Raw genomic sequence first — 13,929 nt, forward strand, 5'->3', positions numbered from 1 at the left:
GCCACGCACACAGGACGCCGGCCCCTGCCGCCGTGTGACATCCGTGCCCGGTGGCGTAGGTCACACGGCCGAGCTGTCACAAGGATCGGGTCGCCGGCATCTCTTGTCCGACCGGCTACACCAGCAGATTCCCACCAGAGTGAGGACCCCGTCATGGAACCCCGTTTCGACCTGATGACCAACGAGCTCGGCGCCAAGATCGCCAAGCGGATCTACAACGTCGCCCTGGCCATCGTCCGGTCGCCGCTGCCCGAGGCCACCCAGAACCTGGTGATGCTGCGCGCCAGCCAGATCAACGGCTGCGGCTTCTGCGTCGACTACCACACCAAGGACGCCACCGCCGCCGGAGAGGACCAGACCCGGCTGAACCTGGTCGCCGCCTGGCGCGAGTCCACCGTGTTCACCGACGCCGAGCGCGCCGCGCTGGCGCTCACCGAGGAGGGCACCCGGATCGCCGACGCCCACCACGGCGTGTCGGATGAGACCTGGGCGAAGGCGCGTGAGCACTACGACGACGACCAGATCGCCGCGCTGGTCTCCCTGATCGCCATGATCAACGCCAACAACCGCCTCAACGTGATCGTGCGCAACCCCGGCGGCTCCTACCGGTCCGGCCAGTTCACCGACATGGCCAACTGACCGGCAGGCCGATCCCACCCCGGCCGAGGACCATCCGATCTGGGCCGGGTCCCGCGCATGCGGCGCGGCTCCGGGGACCCGGTCCGCAGATTCGAGGTCTCACCGGCGGGCAGCATCGCGGTGCGCGACCGCGCGGGGGTCTGGTTCGGCTCGGCGGGTGTGTCCGACATCGAGGCCGTGGATTCCCGGCACCCGCTACGGCCTCGGCGTCTTCTCCCAGAGGCTGCCCTGCGGCGTGACGGTCTGGGGCAACGGCGGCGCCACCTACGGCCGGCCGGGTCCTGACCGGCGGGCGCCGCAGGCCGGGGGTTTGCGGGCTCCCAGCAGGGCAATCGGTCCTGACGGGGAGCGCGACGGAGAGGGGCCGGCGTGGAGGAGCAGGACGGCGAGGTCACCGTGACGCCGTGCCGGGACGGGCCCCTGCTGGTCCGGGGCCGGTTCACGATCACGACTCAGGACGGCCGCGTCATCGACCCCGGCCGGGCGACGGTCGCGCTGTGCCGGTGCGGCCGGTCGGCGACCAAGCCGTTCTGCGACGGCTCGCACAAGGTGGTCGGCTTCCGGGCGCCCAGCGAGCCCGAGACGCCGCCCTGACGGCGGGCCCTGAGCTCGCGGGCCGAGTGCGCCGCCACGCGGATGGTCCGGCCCGCGTAGCGGACGCCGCCCCGCCCGCGCCGGTACAGGGCCAGCCAGCTGCACACCCCGCGTTCCAGCACCCAGACCGGCGCGAACAGCACGCAGGACGCGGGGAACACCCGGCGCCCGCCGGCCCTGCGCCGTCCGGCCTCGGCCACAGCGGCGGTGAGCGCGGCGCACCCGAGCACGCTCGCCAGGCGCCCGCGCGCCAGCAGGTACCCCAGCCCGGGGACGACCGCGAGGAAGACCGCCATCCGCGCGGGTTGCGCGAGGTCGTCGTAGGCCTGCCGGACGCGCTGCGCCCAGAACCGCCGCGCGTCGGGCGGCAGGCGGCGCACGTACAGGCCGGGCGCGTGGCGCTCACGCCCGCCGTGCGCCAGGACGGTGCGGACCAGCTCCAGGTTCTCGAACAGCACTTCGCCGTCGTAGCCGCCCATGCGTTCGAAGAACGATCTGCGCACGCCGAGGGTGCCGGGATGGTCGGCGCCGAAGGCGCGGTTGACCAGCGTGCGGGCGGTGTCCCAGCGGGCGTGCCAGGGCAGCGGGTCGAAGTGGTTCTGCGGCCGGACCACCTCGGCCTCCTCCAGCAGCGCCCGCAGCGCGGCCAGCCCGGCCGCGTCGTAGCGGACGTCGTCGTCGGCGATGACCACGTAGTCCGAGCGTGCCAGCCGCACGCCGGTGAGCACCCCGCCGACCTTGCCGTTGGCGGTCACCGCCCGCGGCGGCACGTGGCGCACGATCCCCTCCCACGCCCGGGCGTGCCGCCGGTACTGCCGCGGGGGTGAGCCGTCCACCACGATGACGCGGACCTGCCCGGCCAGGCGGCGCAGGTAACCGGTCAGCTCCGCCGGATCGGCGTCGTCGTCCCAGCGCAGCGGCAGGACGTAGTCCAGGTCCATCACCGGCGTGCCCCGGCGTGGTCGCGCAGGGACGTGCGGCCGGCGCACCAGTGGCGCATCACGTGCTCGCCGAAGAGCCGGTCCAGCGTCACCGCGCAGGCCGCGCCGTACAGCACGTCCCCGGCCAGGCCGGGGTGCTCGGCGGCGAACGCGCCGCACATGTCGTTGGCGGCGATCTGCTCGTGGACGGCGTCGGCCTGGACGTGCTCGTCGAAGAAGCGCCGCGCCGTCGCGCCGGCGCGGAGCCTGCGCAGGCCCTGGCTGTAGCGGTGGTTGGGCAGCGAGGAGGTCATCTCCAGGGCCGCCAGGTGGCCGAGGATCGCGCCCCGGTGCCGCCGGTGCAGGCCGAACATCGACATGGTGTTGCCGATCGCCAGCGTGATCGCGGGCACCCGGTCGGCGTAGGCGCCGTAGGAGTCGTCCAGGCCCATCTCCCGCAGGGTGGCGCGGAACAGCTCCGAGTGCATCCGGTGCGGGCGACCGCCCCCGTACTCGTCGGCCTGGATCTCCACCAGCGCCGCCTTGGCCGGTCCGCGCAGCCGGGGGATCGCCCAGGTGTGCGGGTCGGCCTCCTTGAGGTGGTACAGCGACCGGTGGATCAGGAACTCGCGGAACTGCTCGGCGTCCGCGGCGCGGTGCAGGAAGATCGCCATGGCGGCTCCCTCCTCCTGGGAGGCGATGAGCTCGGCCAGGGCCTGCGGGATCTCCCCGGCCGCCGCGGGCGGCGGCGCCGGCACGGCCGCGGCCAGGTCCGCCGCGTGCCGTTCCTCCAGCCGTGCTCGCAGCTCCAGAAGCGAGGGGTTCCACTCCCACCGGTCGTCCACGCCGTCCAAACCGCCGTAGTGCAGCTCGTAGCAGGCGAACAGCGCGAGCTGGATGTCCTCGTCGGTCAGCGCGCAGGCGCCGGACGGAACCGGGCAGGGCCCCAGCTCGTGCGGGGGGCGGGCAAGGGCCTCCAGGAGCCACCAGGTGAGAGGGCCGCGTGGCGAGGGCACCTGCACATCCACACCCCGATCTGTCGTGGTTTGGAGGGATTTGCACCTTTATCACCTCCTACCCGCGCCGCCCCCTCTCATGCGCGACCGCGGTCCCGGCCCGCGTCTTCCGCTAATCGGTATTGCTGAGTACCGGTAGTCAGTGTTACTTTGTACCGGTAGTCAGCGTCACCAAGTAGCCAAGAGGGAGTGATCCGTGGGCAAGCAGGTGACGGAAATGCTCAAGGGAACGCTGGAGGGCATCGTCCTGGCGATCCTGTCCGGCCGGTCCGCGTACGGCTACGAGATCACGGCGTGGCTGCGGGATCAGGGCTTCACCGACATCGCGGAAGGCACCATCTACGCGCTGCTGGTCCGGGTCGAGCAGCGCGGCCTGGTCGACGTGGAGAAGGTCCCGTCCGAGAAGGGGCCGCCGCGCAAGGTGTACTCCCTGAACGCCCAGGGGCGGGAGTACCTCGAAGAGTTCTGGAGAACCTGGAGCTTCCTTGCCGAAAGGCTCGAACAGCTCCGCGAAGGAGGCGAGTGAACATGGCCGCAGGGCCGAACGAACCCAAGAGCCGCTACCTGCAGTACCTGGAGGTCGTCACGGGGTCGCTGGAGGAAAAGCGGCGCTACCGGCAGTACAAGGCGCGCGTCAAGCGGCTTCCCGAGAACTATCGCACGGCGGTCGAAGCGCTGGAGCGGTATCTGATGCACTTCGGACCGGCCGACGGCGCCGGAGCGATGTCGATGTACGAGGACCTCGCCGACCTGTTCGAACAGAGCGTCGCGGACGGCACCCCGATTCGCGACATCTTCGGGGCGGACCCGGTGGAGTTCGTCGAGGCGTTCATGGCCAACTACCCGGCCGGTCAGTACAGAGCCCGGGAGCGCAACCGCTTCACCAGCGCCATCCAGCGCGCCGCGGGCGAAGACACCGGACAGGACGGGACGGACCGATGACGACATCCGAGGCGATCCAGGTGCGGGGCCTGGAGAAGTCGTACAAGACACTGCGGGTGCTGCGCGGCGTGGACTTCGCCGTGGCGCGGGGCGGCATCTTCGCCCTGCTCGGCTCCAACGGCGCGGGCAAGACCACGGTCGTGAAGATCCTCTCCACGCTGCTCAAGGCCGACGCGGGGACCGCCACCGTCAACGGGTCGGACGTCGCCACGCAGGCCGCGGACGTGCGAGAGTCCATCAGCCTCACAGGACAGTTCGCCGCCGTCGACGAGATCCTCAGCGGGCGCGAGAACCTCGTGCTGGTCGCCCGCCTGCGACATCTCAAGGATCCGGGCAGGATCGCCGATGACCTGCTCGAACGCTTCGCGCTGACCGACGCGGCGGCGCGGAAGGTGGCGACGTACTCGGGGGGCATGCGCCGCCGCCTCGACATCGCGATGAGCCTCATCGGGAATCCGCCGGTCGTCTTCCTCGACGAGCCGACGACCGGGCTCGACCCCCAGGCGCGCATCGAGGTGTGGCAGGCCGTCAGGGAACTCGCCGAGCACGGCACGACGGTGCTGCTCACGACGCAGTATCTGGACGAGGCCGAACACCTCGCCGACCGGATCGCGATCCTCCACGAGGGCCGGATCATCGTCAACGGCACCCTCGACGAGCTCAAGCGGCTGCTCCCGCCCGCCGAGGTCCGGTACGTCGAGAAGCAGCCGACCCTGGAGGACGTCTTCCTCGCGCTCGTCGGCGGGGGCAAGGACGGCGACGCCGGCGATGACCGCACGACGGCACCGGCGAGTGAGGACCGACGATGACCAAGCACTTTTTCGGCGACACCATCACCCTGCTCGGACGATCCCTGCGCCACATCACGCGCAGCCTGGACACCATCATCACGACCGCGGTCATGCCGATCGCCATGATGCTGCTGTTCGTCTACGTGTTCGGCGGCGCGATCAGAACGGGGTCGGACTCGTATGTGAACTACCTGCTGCCCGGCATCCTGCTCATCACCATCGCCTCGGGCATCTCCTATACGGCGTTCCGGCTCTTCCTGGACATGAAGGGGGGCATCTTCGAGCGGTTCCAGTCGATGCCGATCGCGCGGTCGTCGGTCCTGTGGGCGCACGTGCTGACCTCGCTGGTCGCCAATCTGATCTCCCTCGTGGTCGTCGTGCTCGTCGCCCTGCTGATGGGCTTCCGGTCCGGGGCGGGAGTACTGGCCTGGCTCGCGGTCGCCGGCATCCTGCTCCTGTTCACCCTGGCGCTGACCTGGATCGCCGTCATCCCCGGTCTGTCCGCCAAGTCCGCGGACGGCGCGAGCGCGTTCTCCTACCCGCTCGTCTTCCTGCCGTTCGTCAGCTCGGCGTTCGTGCCCGCCGACACCATGCCCGGCCCGGTGCGCGCCTTCGCCGAGCACCAGCCGGTGACCGCCATCGTCAACGCCATCCGCGGCCTGTTCACCCAGCAGCCGGTCGGCACCGACATCTGGATCGCCCTCGCCTGGTGCGCCGGCATCCTCGTCGTCGCGTACCTCTTCGCCATGAACACCTACCGCCGCAAGATCTCCTAGGTCCTGGCAGCAAGGAAGAATCATGACCGAGTCCGTCCACACCGTCCCGGCGATGCCGGCGGCGCGTCCGCCCGGCTGTCCCTTCGACCCTCCCGCGGAGCTGCTCCAGGCCCGTGAGCACGGCCCGATCAGCCGCTTCCCCTTCCCCGACGGACACCAGGGCCGGCTGATCACCGGCTACGACCTGGTCCGGTCCGTCCTGGCCGATCCGCGGTTCAGCGCCCGCAAGGAGCTCATGCGCCACCACCCGCTGATCGACTACGGCGACATCGAGGTCCCCCCGGCGCCGCCCGGCGAGTTCCTGCTCATGGACGAGCCGCGGCACGGCCGCTACCGCAAACCGCTCATCGGAAAGTTCACCGTACGGCGGATGCGAGCGCTCACCGAGCGCGTCGAGCAGATCACCGCCGACCATCTGGACGCCATGGAGAAGGCCGGGCCTCCGGTGGACCTGGTGACCGCGTTCGCCAAGCCCGTCCCCGCCATCGTGATCTGCTGGGGGTGCCGTACGAGGACCGGGGCTTCTTCCAGGAGCACATCGACAAGTTCCTCGGCGGAGAGGTCGGCGACGAGGAGCTGATCGCGTCCTACACCGCGGTCCAGCACTACCTCGCCGAGCTGGTGGCCGCCAAGCGCGCCGACCCCACCGACGACGTGCTCAGCGACCTCACCGACGGCGACCTGACCGACGAGGAGCTGAGGGGCATGGCCCTGATCCTGCTGTCGGCCGGGTTCGACACCACCGCCAACATGCTGGCGCTCGGCACCTTCGCGCTGCTGCGGAACCCGGAGCAGCTCGCCGCGCTGCGCGCCGACCCCGCGCTCGCCGAGCAGGCCGTGGAGGAGCTGCTGCGGTACCTGAGCGTCGCCAAGCAGTTCTTCAGGGTCGCGCTGGAGGACGTCGAGCTGGGCGGCCACACCATCCCGGCCGGCACGACCGTCATCCTGTCCCTGAACACCGCCAACCGCGATCCCGAGCGCTTCCCCGACCCCCACACGCTCGACCTCCGGCGGCAGGACGGCGGACACCTGGCCTTCGGTCACGGCATCCACCAGTGCCTGGGCCAGCAGCTCGCCCGCGTCGAGATGCGGGTCGCCTTCCCCGCGCTGCTCACCCGCTTCCCCACCCTGCGGCTGGCCGTACCGGCCGAAGAGGTCGCCCTGCGCCCGGAGACCGCCGACATCTACGGCGTCAAGAGCCTCCCGGTCACCTGGGACGTGTGACCGCGACGCGGGCGGTGCCGGGGAGTCCGGCGACCGGAATCCCGGCCGCCGCCGCACCTCGGTTCAGCTCACCGCCCGCTTCACCAGCGCGCCGATCCGCTCCTCCACCTCGGGCGTCACCTCGGTCAGGGCGAACGCGGCCGGCCACATCGCGTCCTCGTCCAGGTTCGCCTGGTCGCTGAACCCGAGCGTCGCGTAGCGGGTCTTGAACTTCTCCGCGGGCTGGAAGTGACAGACGACCTTGCCGTCCAGCGTGTAGGCGGGCATCCCGTACCAGAGCTTCGGCGCCAGGGCCGGGGCGCTGGCCATGATGACGGCGTGGACCCGCTCGGCCATGATGCGATCCGGGTCGTTCATCTCGGCGATCTTCGCGAGCACGTCCTGGGCCGCCTCGGCCGCCTTGTCCGCGCGCGAGCCGCGTCGCGCCGCCTTCTTCTGCTCCTTGGCGTGCTCCTTCATCGCGGCACGTTCCTCGGCCGTGAATCCCTCGTACGCGCCGCTTTCGGTGCTGCTCATGATGAGACTTACCCCTTGAGGATCTTGGCAATGGAGTACAGAGAGGATACGACAAACTTGGACAATGGCGACATGAGTGGACATATCCCGCCCGCCGGAGGCCGCCCGCTCAGGCAAGCCACTCCCGCAGCCCGGGCAGTTGGCCGAGCTCCGACTCCACGTGCCGCCGGTCGGCGGGGGTGAGTTCCAGGCCGCGCAGCTCGGCGGCCCACGGGTCGGCGGGCTCGCCGAGGACCGTGGCCAGATCGACGAGATGGCCCAAGGCCAGGGCGCGCTCGACCGGCGCGGCGTCCGCGCCGTGCCTGCGCATCGCGGACTTCAGCGCGCGGAACGCCTGCAGGTCGTCGTTCTTGAACTCGCGCAGGATGCGGGCGTTGTCGAGCGCCTTGGCCAGGCCGGTCAGCCGCTTGGAGCCGCCGTACTCCAGCTCGGCGGGCTCGTCGCGCTGGATGAAAATGATCGAGTTCCCGGACGGATCGACCAGGGTGAACCGGGAGGCGCCCGGCCGGTAGCGGGTGATCCGCGGACGGCCGGAGCTCAGCGCCTTTCCGTAGGCCCGGCGCATCGCCGCGACGAACGCCGCGTGGTACGGCGCCACCGCGTCGACCAGGACCAGGCAGCCCCCGGCCTGCTCCTGGGCCGGGTCCAGATCCTTGGGCGCCGGGCCGAAGTGCAGGTCGAAGCCGCTCCACCGCAGGGCCAGATACACATAGGGTCTGGTCTGCCGGTAGGTCGCCTCGAACCCCAGCGCCGTGTAGAAGGCCAAAGTCTCCTCCACCGACGCACACGGCATCAACGGCACCGTCGTCTCGTTCGGCCGGACCGCGGGCTCACTCACGTCAATCCCCCTCCAGATAGGTCCGGCGATACTCCCAGCTTCCCGGGAACCCGGCATATGGATCGCTCCACCGGACCGAGCCTCGCCCCCTACGGCCGGTTCCGCCTCGACGTGGACAGCCGTCTCGATCTCGGGGTCGGCGCGCAGCGATCGCCAGGGAGCTCGGAGCGGTCCTGCCAAGGCGCGTGGAAGGGTGGTGATGTCGTTGACCTTCCCCTTGGGTGAAGCCCCAGCATCGTTGACACCGGTCGTCGTGGCCGGGACGAGGAGGAGTGGTGCGGGAGCTGCTGACGATCGGAGCGTTCGCTCGGGCGGCTCGGCTGTCACCGAAGGCCCTGCGGCTCTACGACGAACTCGGGCTCCTGCCGCCGGCCGCCGTCGATGGCGATTCGGGATACCGGTTCTACGGTCCGGAGCAGTTGGAGCGAGCCCGGTTGATCGCCTGGCTGCGGCGTCTGGGCATGCCCTTGGCGCGTATCCGGCATGTGTGCGATCTACCTGCCGAGACGGCGGCCGAGGAGATCGCCGGCTACTGGGAGCGGTTCCTGGCCGAGACCGCCGCTCGCGGCCGGTTGGCGAACTTCCTCGTCGACTACCTGACGGGAAGAGGCAGCTCTATGGACGATTCCGCGACCATGCTCGGCATCCGTTACGTCGCCCGCTCGGAGTCGGGACTGGTGCGGACGAGCAACGAGGACACCGCCTATGCGGGCCCCCGCTTGCTGGCGGTGGCCGACGGCGTCCGCGGCGGAGCCGGAGACCTCGCGAGCGCGACCGTCATCGAGGCGCTCAAACCGCTGGAGGCTCTCGCCATGCCCGCCGAAGACCTCCTCGGCGCGCTGGCCGACGCGGTCGGCGATGCCGACGCCGAGATCGGGACGATCGCCGCGGCGTCATCGGATGGTGAGGCCGTCACCACCCTGACCGCACTGCTGTGGTCCGGCTCCCACCTGGGACTGGTGCACATCGGCGACACCCGCGCCTACCGCCTGCGAGACGGTGAGCTCTCCCAGATCACCCATGACCACACCTTCGTGCAGTCCCTGATCGACGAAGGACGGCTGACCCCCGACGAAGCGGCCTCGCACCCGCAGCGCTCACTGCTGGTGCGAGCACTGACCGGCACGGGCGGGACGCGGCCGGACCTGTCACTTCACCAGGCCGCCGCCGGTGACCGCTACCTCTTGTGCTCCGACGGATTGTCGGCCGTCATCTCGGCCGAGTCCCTGCGGAAGGTGCTGACCGAGGAGGACGGCCCGCAGCGGGCACTCGACGAACTGATCGCGCGAGCGTACGCCGCAGGTGCTCCCGACAACATCGCCTGTGTCGTCGCCGACGTCGTACCGCTGGACGCCGCGGACGCCGTCCGGAACGTCGCCGGCCGGTGACGCGCGCCCCCACGCTCAAGGCGGGGCGCGGCATCATCGTCGATCGTCGGCCGCTGGGGGTCGGCGCATTCCGGCGGTTGTGGGTGGCGTCGGCGGTGTGCGCGGTCGGCGGGTCGTTCAGCCTGGCCGCGATCCCGACGCAGTTGTTCACCATGACCGGTTCATCGGCGGCCGTGGGCGCCTCGGCCGTCGTGTCGTTCGTCGCGCTGGTGGTGGCGGCTCTGGGGACAGGTGCTCTCGCCGACGTCAGAGACCGGCGAACGATACTCTTGGCGGCGCACTGCGGCCTGACGGTGACCTACGCGGCCTTGTGGGCTCAGTCTGTGCTGGACGCCCGATCCGTCCCGATCCTGATGATGCTGGTGGCGTGCCAGGGACTGACCTTCGGATCGATCATGACGACGATGGGCGCCGTGCTGCCCCGCCTCGTCCCGGTCGACCTGCTCCCAGCGGCCAACGGCCTCAGCTCGCTGGTCCGCTACGCCGGGTCGATTCTGGGCCCCGTGCTCGCCGGCCTTCTGATCCCGCTCGTCGGGCTCGGCACCCTGTACCTGTTCGACGCGCTCGCGCTGCCGGCCGTCGTGTGGGCCGTCGCCAAGTTGCCCCGCTTGGAGCCGGCCCGAGCGCCGAACGTTCCGGCCGGACCGCACCGCGGGGATCATCCGGCCCTGGCCCAGATCCTGGCCGGGTTCCGGTACCTGGCAGCCAGCCGACTGCTCGTGGCAGTGCTGGCGGTCGACCTCTCGGCGATGGTCTTCGGCATGCCGGTCGCACTCTTCCCCGAACTGGCCCAGCGGACCTACGGCGGCCCGAGCGGCGGCGGTCCGGCACTGGGACTGCTCTACGCCGCCTACCCGGCCGGGGTGTTCGCGATCGGTCTCCTCTCGGGCACCTTCACCCGCGCCCGCCGCCAAGGCGCTCTCATGGCGGCAGCCGCCGCCGCGTGGGGCATCACCGTGGTCGTACTCGGCGTGGCGGCACAGCTGTGGATCGCGCTGACCGCACTCGTCCTCGGCGGAGCCGTGAACTTCGTGCTCAGCACCTTCCGCAACGCCATCTCCCAAGCCCTTACCGACGACGCCATGCGCGGCCGGATCCAAGGAGCGCTCACCGTTGTTCTCATCGGTGGACCACAGCTCGCGAACTTGCTGCACGGGACCACCGCGTCGCTCCTCGGGCCCCGAACAGCGATCTGCGCCGGAGGTCTCCTGACCACCGTGGCCGTCGCCGCGATCGCATGGCGAGTTCCCGAACTGCGTTCCTACTCGATGTCCACCTCCGATCGTGACCCGGACCACTCCCCAGAAAACCCCAGGTAGAACGCGGGATCGCCGCCCACTCCGCCCCTCGCCGCGGCCATGGGAGTTCTGGGCCGCCAGGGACCGGCGCCGGGCGAGGCGGTGCGCTCGTGCAGGGTGGCCAGGTAGGCGTGCAGGCGGCCGGCGGCCTCCAGCATCGCCGCGGCCCGGCGGGTCAGTTCGGCCTGCCGTTCGGCCAGGGCCGTGCGCAGTGCGTCGGTGCTCCCGGTCCGGCGCAGGCCGTCCAGCACGGCCCGCACCTGCGGCAGCGGGTAGCGGCCGCGCCGCAGCATGTCGACCATCCGCGCGTCCCGCACGTCGGCGGGGCCGTAGCGGCGGTATCCGGTCATCGGCTCGCGCGCGGGCGTCAGCAGGCCGCACGACTCCCACACGCGCAGCGCCGAGGTGCGCACGCCGAGCAGCGCGGCCACCTCCCCGATGCGCAGTCCCGCCCGCGGCGCGGCCGTGGAGTTCGGGGTCTGCCCGGCGACCGCCTCCAGCGCCTCGCCCGCCGCCCGCAACGAGAGCCTGCGCTCGTGCGAGGCGGCGTGCACGGCGTCCACCAGCGCCAGCGCCTCCGCCTCCTGCCCGGCGTGCACGGCCTTCATGATCTGCCGCGCGGGCTCCCAGCCGTACCCCGCGCCGAGCGCCCGGTAGGTGATCAGGGCCAGGCGGTGGCGGGCGTCGAACCTGCGGTAACCGGACGGGGTGCGCGGGGTGGGCGGCAGCACGCCGGCGTCGGCGTAGTTGCGGATCTGCTGCGCCGAGACACCGGCCAGCCGCGCCAGATCGATGGGCCGGAGCCCCGGATCCTCACGCCCCACGACCCCGGCCCCTTCACATCAGACTTTCCTCTACTGGTTGAAGGTTACCGGTGCTCACTCCCAGAACAGCAGCCGATTCACGGGGAAAAGCCTCCACAGGTGCTTCAATGAGAGACTTGAAGGCATGGATTCCCGCGAACCAGATGTCGCGACGACGGATCCCGTTCGTCACATATCACCGGGCCGGCTCCCTGACCAGAGCGACGGCGACCCGGTCATCGAGACCCGCGGCCTGCGGATGCGCTACGGGAACACCGACGTGCTGCACGGGGTGGACCTGCGCGTCCACCGCGGCGAGGTGCTCGCCCTGCTCGGCCCGAACGGCGCCGGCAAGACGACCACCATCGAGATCCTCGAAGGCTTCCGCGGCCGCTCGGCCGGGGAGGCGCGCGTCCTCGGCACCGACCCGGGCCACGGCGACGAGGCCTGGCGCGCCCGCCTGGGCATCGTGCTGCAGTCCTGGCGCGACCACGGACGCTGGCGCGTGCGCGAGCTGCTGGCCCACCTCGGCCGCTACTACACCCCCTACGGCACGCCCGGCCGTCCCCGCCCCTACGACACCGGCGAGCTGCTGGGCCTGGTCGGGCTGACCGAGCAGGCCGAGACGATGGTCGCCCGGCTGTCGGGCGGCCAGCGGCGCAGGCTCGACGTGGCCGTCGGCTTGGTCGGCCGGCCCGACCTGCTGTTCCTGGACGAGCCCACCGTCGGCTTCGACCCGGTGGCCCGCCAGGACTTCCACGACCTGGTGCGCCGTCTCTCGGACCTGGAGGACACCACGATCCTGCTCACCACCCACGACCTGGACGAGGCCGAACGCCTCGCCGACCGCATCGCGCTGCTGGCCGGCGGCCGGATCGTCGCCGAGGGAAGCGCGGCGGAGCTGGCCGCGCGGGTCTCGGCCAAGGCCGAGGTCCGCTACAGCAAGGACGGCGAGCACCACGCCGTCTCGGTCGAGGACGCCACCGGGTACGTGCGCGAGCTGTTCGCCCGGCACGGCGCGGCGATCGGCGACCTGGAGGTGCGCCGGCCGAGCCTGGCGGAGGTCTACCTGGCCATGGTGCGCGAGTTCGAGTCGGGACGGCCCGCCACGGCGCCCGGCGAGCTGACGGGGGTGGACGCGTGAACCCCACCGCCGTCGCCGTGCGCGCCGGGCTGGAGCGCGGGCGCATCGAGTTCCGCCAGAGCGTCACCAGCGCCCAGGACCTGTGGGGCGCGCTGTTCTTCCCTCTCATCGCGCTGGTCGTGATGTTCCTGCTGCGGGGCAACACCGTCCCGGGCACCGGCTTCTCGGTCGGGTCGCACTCGGTGCCGGGCATCCTGGCGATGAACGTCGTGTTCAACGGGCTGACCGCCGTCGCCGTGGTGCTCACCATGGACCGCGAGGACGGCACGCTGCTGCGTGCCAAGGCCATCCCGGGCGGCATGCTCGGCTACCTGGTCGGCAAGGTGACCGGCCGGTCGGGCGTGGTCGTGCTGAGTGTGCTGGTCCCCCTGGTCCCCGCCGCGCTGCTGTTCGACGGCCTGCGGCTGGCCTCGGTGTCCTCGTGGCTCACCGTGGCGTGGGTGCTGGCGCTCGGCCTGGCCGCCGTCCTGCCGCTCGGCGCCGTCATCGGCTCCCTGACGGCGAGCACCCAGAGCCTGAGCGTGGTCAGCCTGCCCATCATGGTGCTGCTGGCCGTCTCGGGGGTGTTCTACCCGATCACCGCCCTGCCCGGCTGGGTGCAGGTCGTCGCGCAGGTCTTCCCTCTGTACTGGATGGGGCTCGGGCTGCGCTCGGCGCTGCTGCCGGACGGGATGGCCGCCGCCGAGATCGGCGCCTCCTGGCGGCACCTGGAGACGGCCGGAGTCCTCGGCGCCTGGGCCGTGGCCGGGCTCGTGCTCGCGCCCATCGTGCTGCGCCGGATGGCGCGCCGCGAGTCGGGTTCCAGCGTGGCGGCGAAACGGGAAAAGGCCATGCGACGCCCGATGTAGGCTGTCCGGATCCCCCTCCCCCAAGGCCGGCAGCACCCTTGTCACGCCCGCGAACGCGGGCGGCTCCCCCACCGGCGACCACGGCCGTTGCCGTGATCGCCGGCCGAATCGACCATTGACGATGGAAGGGTTCCGTGGTCTCCAGCGACCAGCCAAGCACCGCCCGATTTGACGCCACGCCATATGACACGG

The 13,929-nt window shown here is 71.3% G+C and carries 14 protein-coding genes and 2 pseudogenes; 11 read left to right on the top strand and 5 right to left on the bottom strand.

The genetic code is table 11. From position 1 onward, the window contains the following. Positions 1–153: 153 nt before the first annotated feature. Both BJ981_RS35740 and BJ981_RS39555 read left to right on the top strand, forming a co-directional pair. Complete coding sequence (locus tag BJ981_RS35740) at positions 154–639, top strand: carboxymuconolactone decarboxylase family protein (RefSeq protein WP_184617934.1); 486 nt, start codon at positions 154–156, stop codon at positions 637–639. Between the two features lie 396 nt (positions 640–1,035). Next, positions 1,036–1,128 (top strand): annotated as a pseudogene (locus tag BJ981_RS39555) (hypothetical protein); the annotation flags it as partial. Here the strand turns inward: BJ981_RS39555 and BJ981_RS39560 are convergent. Together BJ981_RS39560 and BJ981_RS35750 are read right to left on the bottom strand one after the other, a co-directional pair. Continuing rightward, positions 1,092–2,174, bottom strand: coding sequence for a glycosyltransferase family 2 protein (locus BJ981_RS39560; protein WP_184618140.1), 1,083 nt, complete (start codon positions 2,172–2,174; stop codon positions 1,092–1,094). The pseudogene BJ981_RS39555 and the gene BJ981_RS39560 sit on opposite strands and share 37 nt — an antisense overlap. Further along, the gene (locus tag BJ981_RS35750; RefSeq protein WP_239139064.1) at positions 2,174–3,169 is read right to left on the bottom strand and encodes an iron-containing redox enzyme family protein; all 996 of its coding nucleotides are present in this window, start codon (positions 3,167–3,169) and stop codon (positions 2,174–2,176) included. The genes BJ981_RS39560 and BJ981_RS35750 overlap by 1 nt, the downstream gene beginning before the upstream one ends. A 196-nt stretch (positions 3,170–3,365) precedes the next feature. Here BJ981_RS35750 and BJ981_RS35755 point away from each other — a divergent pair, with 196 nt between their 5' ends. The 5 genes and pseudogenes from BJ981_RS35755 (at position 3,366) to BJ981_RS35775 (ending at position 6,902) form a co-directional block, all read left to right on the top strand. Further along, positions 3,366–3,695, top strand: a complete 330-nt coding sequence (locus BJ981_RS35755; RefSeq protein ID WP_184617935.1) for a PadR family transcriptional regulator — start codon at positions 3,366–3,368, stop codon at positions 3,693–3,695. 2 nt (positions 3,696–3,697) lie between these two features. After that, positions 3,698–4,111: a DUF1048 domain-containing protein gene (locus BJ981_RS35760; protein ID WP_184617936.1), complete on the top strand. Its 414-nt coding sequence runs from the start codon at positions 3,698–3,700 to the stop codon at positions 4,109–4,111. Continuing rightward, on the top strand, positions 4,108–4,920 hold the full coding sequence (locus tag BJ981_RS35765; protein WP_184617937.1) for an ABC transporter ATP-binding protein: 813 nt from the start codon (positions 4,108–4,110) through the stop codon (positions 4,918–4,920). The genes BJ981_RS35760 and BJ981_RS35765 overlap by 4 nt, the downstream gene beginning before the upstream one ends. Beyond that, complete coding sequence (locus tag BJ981_RS35770) at positions 4,917–5,678, top strand: ABC transporter permease (protein WP_184617938.1); 762 nt, start codon at positions 4,917–4,919, stop codon at positions 5,676–5,678. The genes BJ981_RS35765 and BJ981_RS35770 overlap by 4 nt, the downstream gene beginning before the upstream one ends. A gap of 22 nt (positions 5,679–5,700) precedes the next feature. Next, positions 5,701–6,902: pseudogene (locus BJ981_RS35775) on the top strand (cytochrome P450). Between the two features lie 63 nt (positions 6,903–6,965). Here BJ981_RS35775 and BJ981_RS35780 read toward each other — a convergent pair. After that, positions 6,966–7,418 (bottom strand): iron chaperone, encoded by a 453-nt coding sequence (locus tag BJ981_RS35780; RefSeq protein WP_184617939.1) that lies wholly within the window; start codon positions 7,416–7,418, stop codon positions 6,966–6,968. 109 nt (positions 7,419–7,527) lie between these two features. Beyond that, complete coding sequence (locus BJ981_RS35785; RefSeq protein ID WP_184617940.1) at positions 7,528–8,256, bottom strand: DUF8817 family protein; 729 nt, start codon at positions 8,254–8,256, stop codon at positions 7,528–7,530. 275 nt (positions 8,257–8,531) lie between these two features. On the opposite strand from BJ981_RS35785, the gene BJ981_RS35790 reads away from it, so the two are divergent. Together BJ981_RS35790 and BJ981_RS35795 are read left to right on the top strand one after the other, a co-directional pair. Continuing rightward, positions 8,532–9,644 (top strand): MerR family transcriptional regulator, encoded by a 1,113-nt coding sequence (locus BJ981_RS35790; RefSeq protein ID WP_204070081.1) that lies wholly within the window; start codon positions 8,532–8,534, stop codon positions 9,642–9,644. Further along, complete coding sequence (locus BJ981_RS35795; RefSeq protein ID WP_204070082.1) at positions 9,641–10,963, top strand: MFS transporter; 1,323 nt, start codon at positions 9,641–9,643, stop codon at positions 10,961–10,963. The genes BJ981_RS35790 and BJ981_RS35795 overlap by 4 nt, the downstream gene beginning before the upstream one ends. Here the strand turns inward: BJ981_RS35795 and BJ981_RS35800 are convergent. Further along, on the bottom strand, positions 10,906–11,766 hold the full coding sequence (locus BJ981_RS35800) for a MerR family DNA-binding transcriptional regulator (RefSeq protein WP_184617942.1): 861 nt from the start codon (positions 11,764–11,766) through the stop codon (positions 10,906–10,908). The two genes, BJ981_RS35795 and BJ981_RS35800, sit on opposite strands and share 58 nt — an antisense overlap. A gap of 238 nt (positions 11,767–12,004) precedes the next feature. Here BJ981_RS35800 and BJ981_RS35805 point away from each other — a divergent pair, with 238 nt between their 5' ends. Together BJ981_RS35805 and BJ981_RS35810 are read left to right on the top strand one after the other, a co-directional pair. Then, the gene (locus tag BJ981_RS35805; RefSeq protein ID WP_184618143.1) at positions 12,005–12,889 is read left to right on the top strand and encodes an ABC transporter ATP-binding protein; all 885 of its coding nucleotides are present in this window, start codon (positions 12,005–12,007) and stop codon (positions 12,887–12,889) included. Then, the gene (locus tag BJ981_RS35810) at positions 12,886–13,737 is read left to right on the top strand and encodes an ABC transporter permease (protein WP_184617943.1); all 852 of its coding nucleotides are present in this window, start codon (positions 12,886–12,888) and stop codon (positions 13,735–13,737) included. The genes BJ981_RS35805 and BJ981_RS35810 overlap by 4 nt, the downstream gene beginning before the upstream one ends. Positions 13,738–13,929: the final 192 nt, after the last annotated feature.

Origin of the sequence: Sphaerisporangium krabiense, assembly GCF_014200435.1 — a bacterium.
Taxonomy (GTDB): Bacteria; Actinomycetota; Actinomycetes; order Streptosporangiales; family Streptosporangiaceae; genus Sphaerisporangium; species Sphaerisporangium krabiense.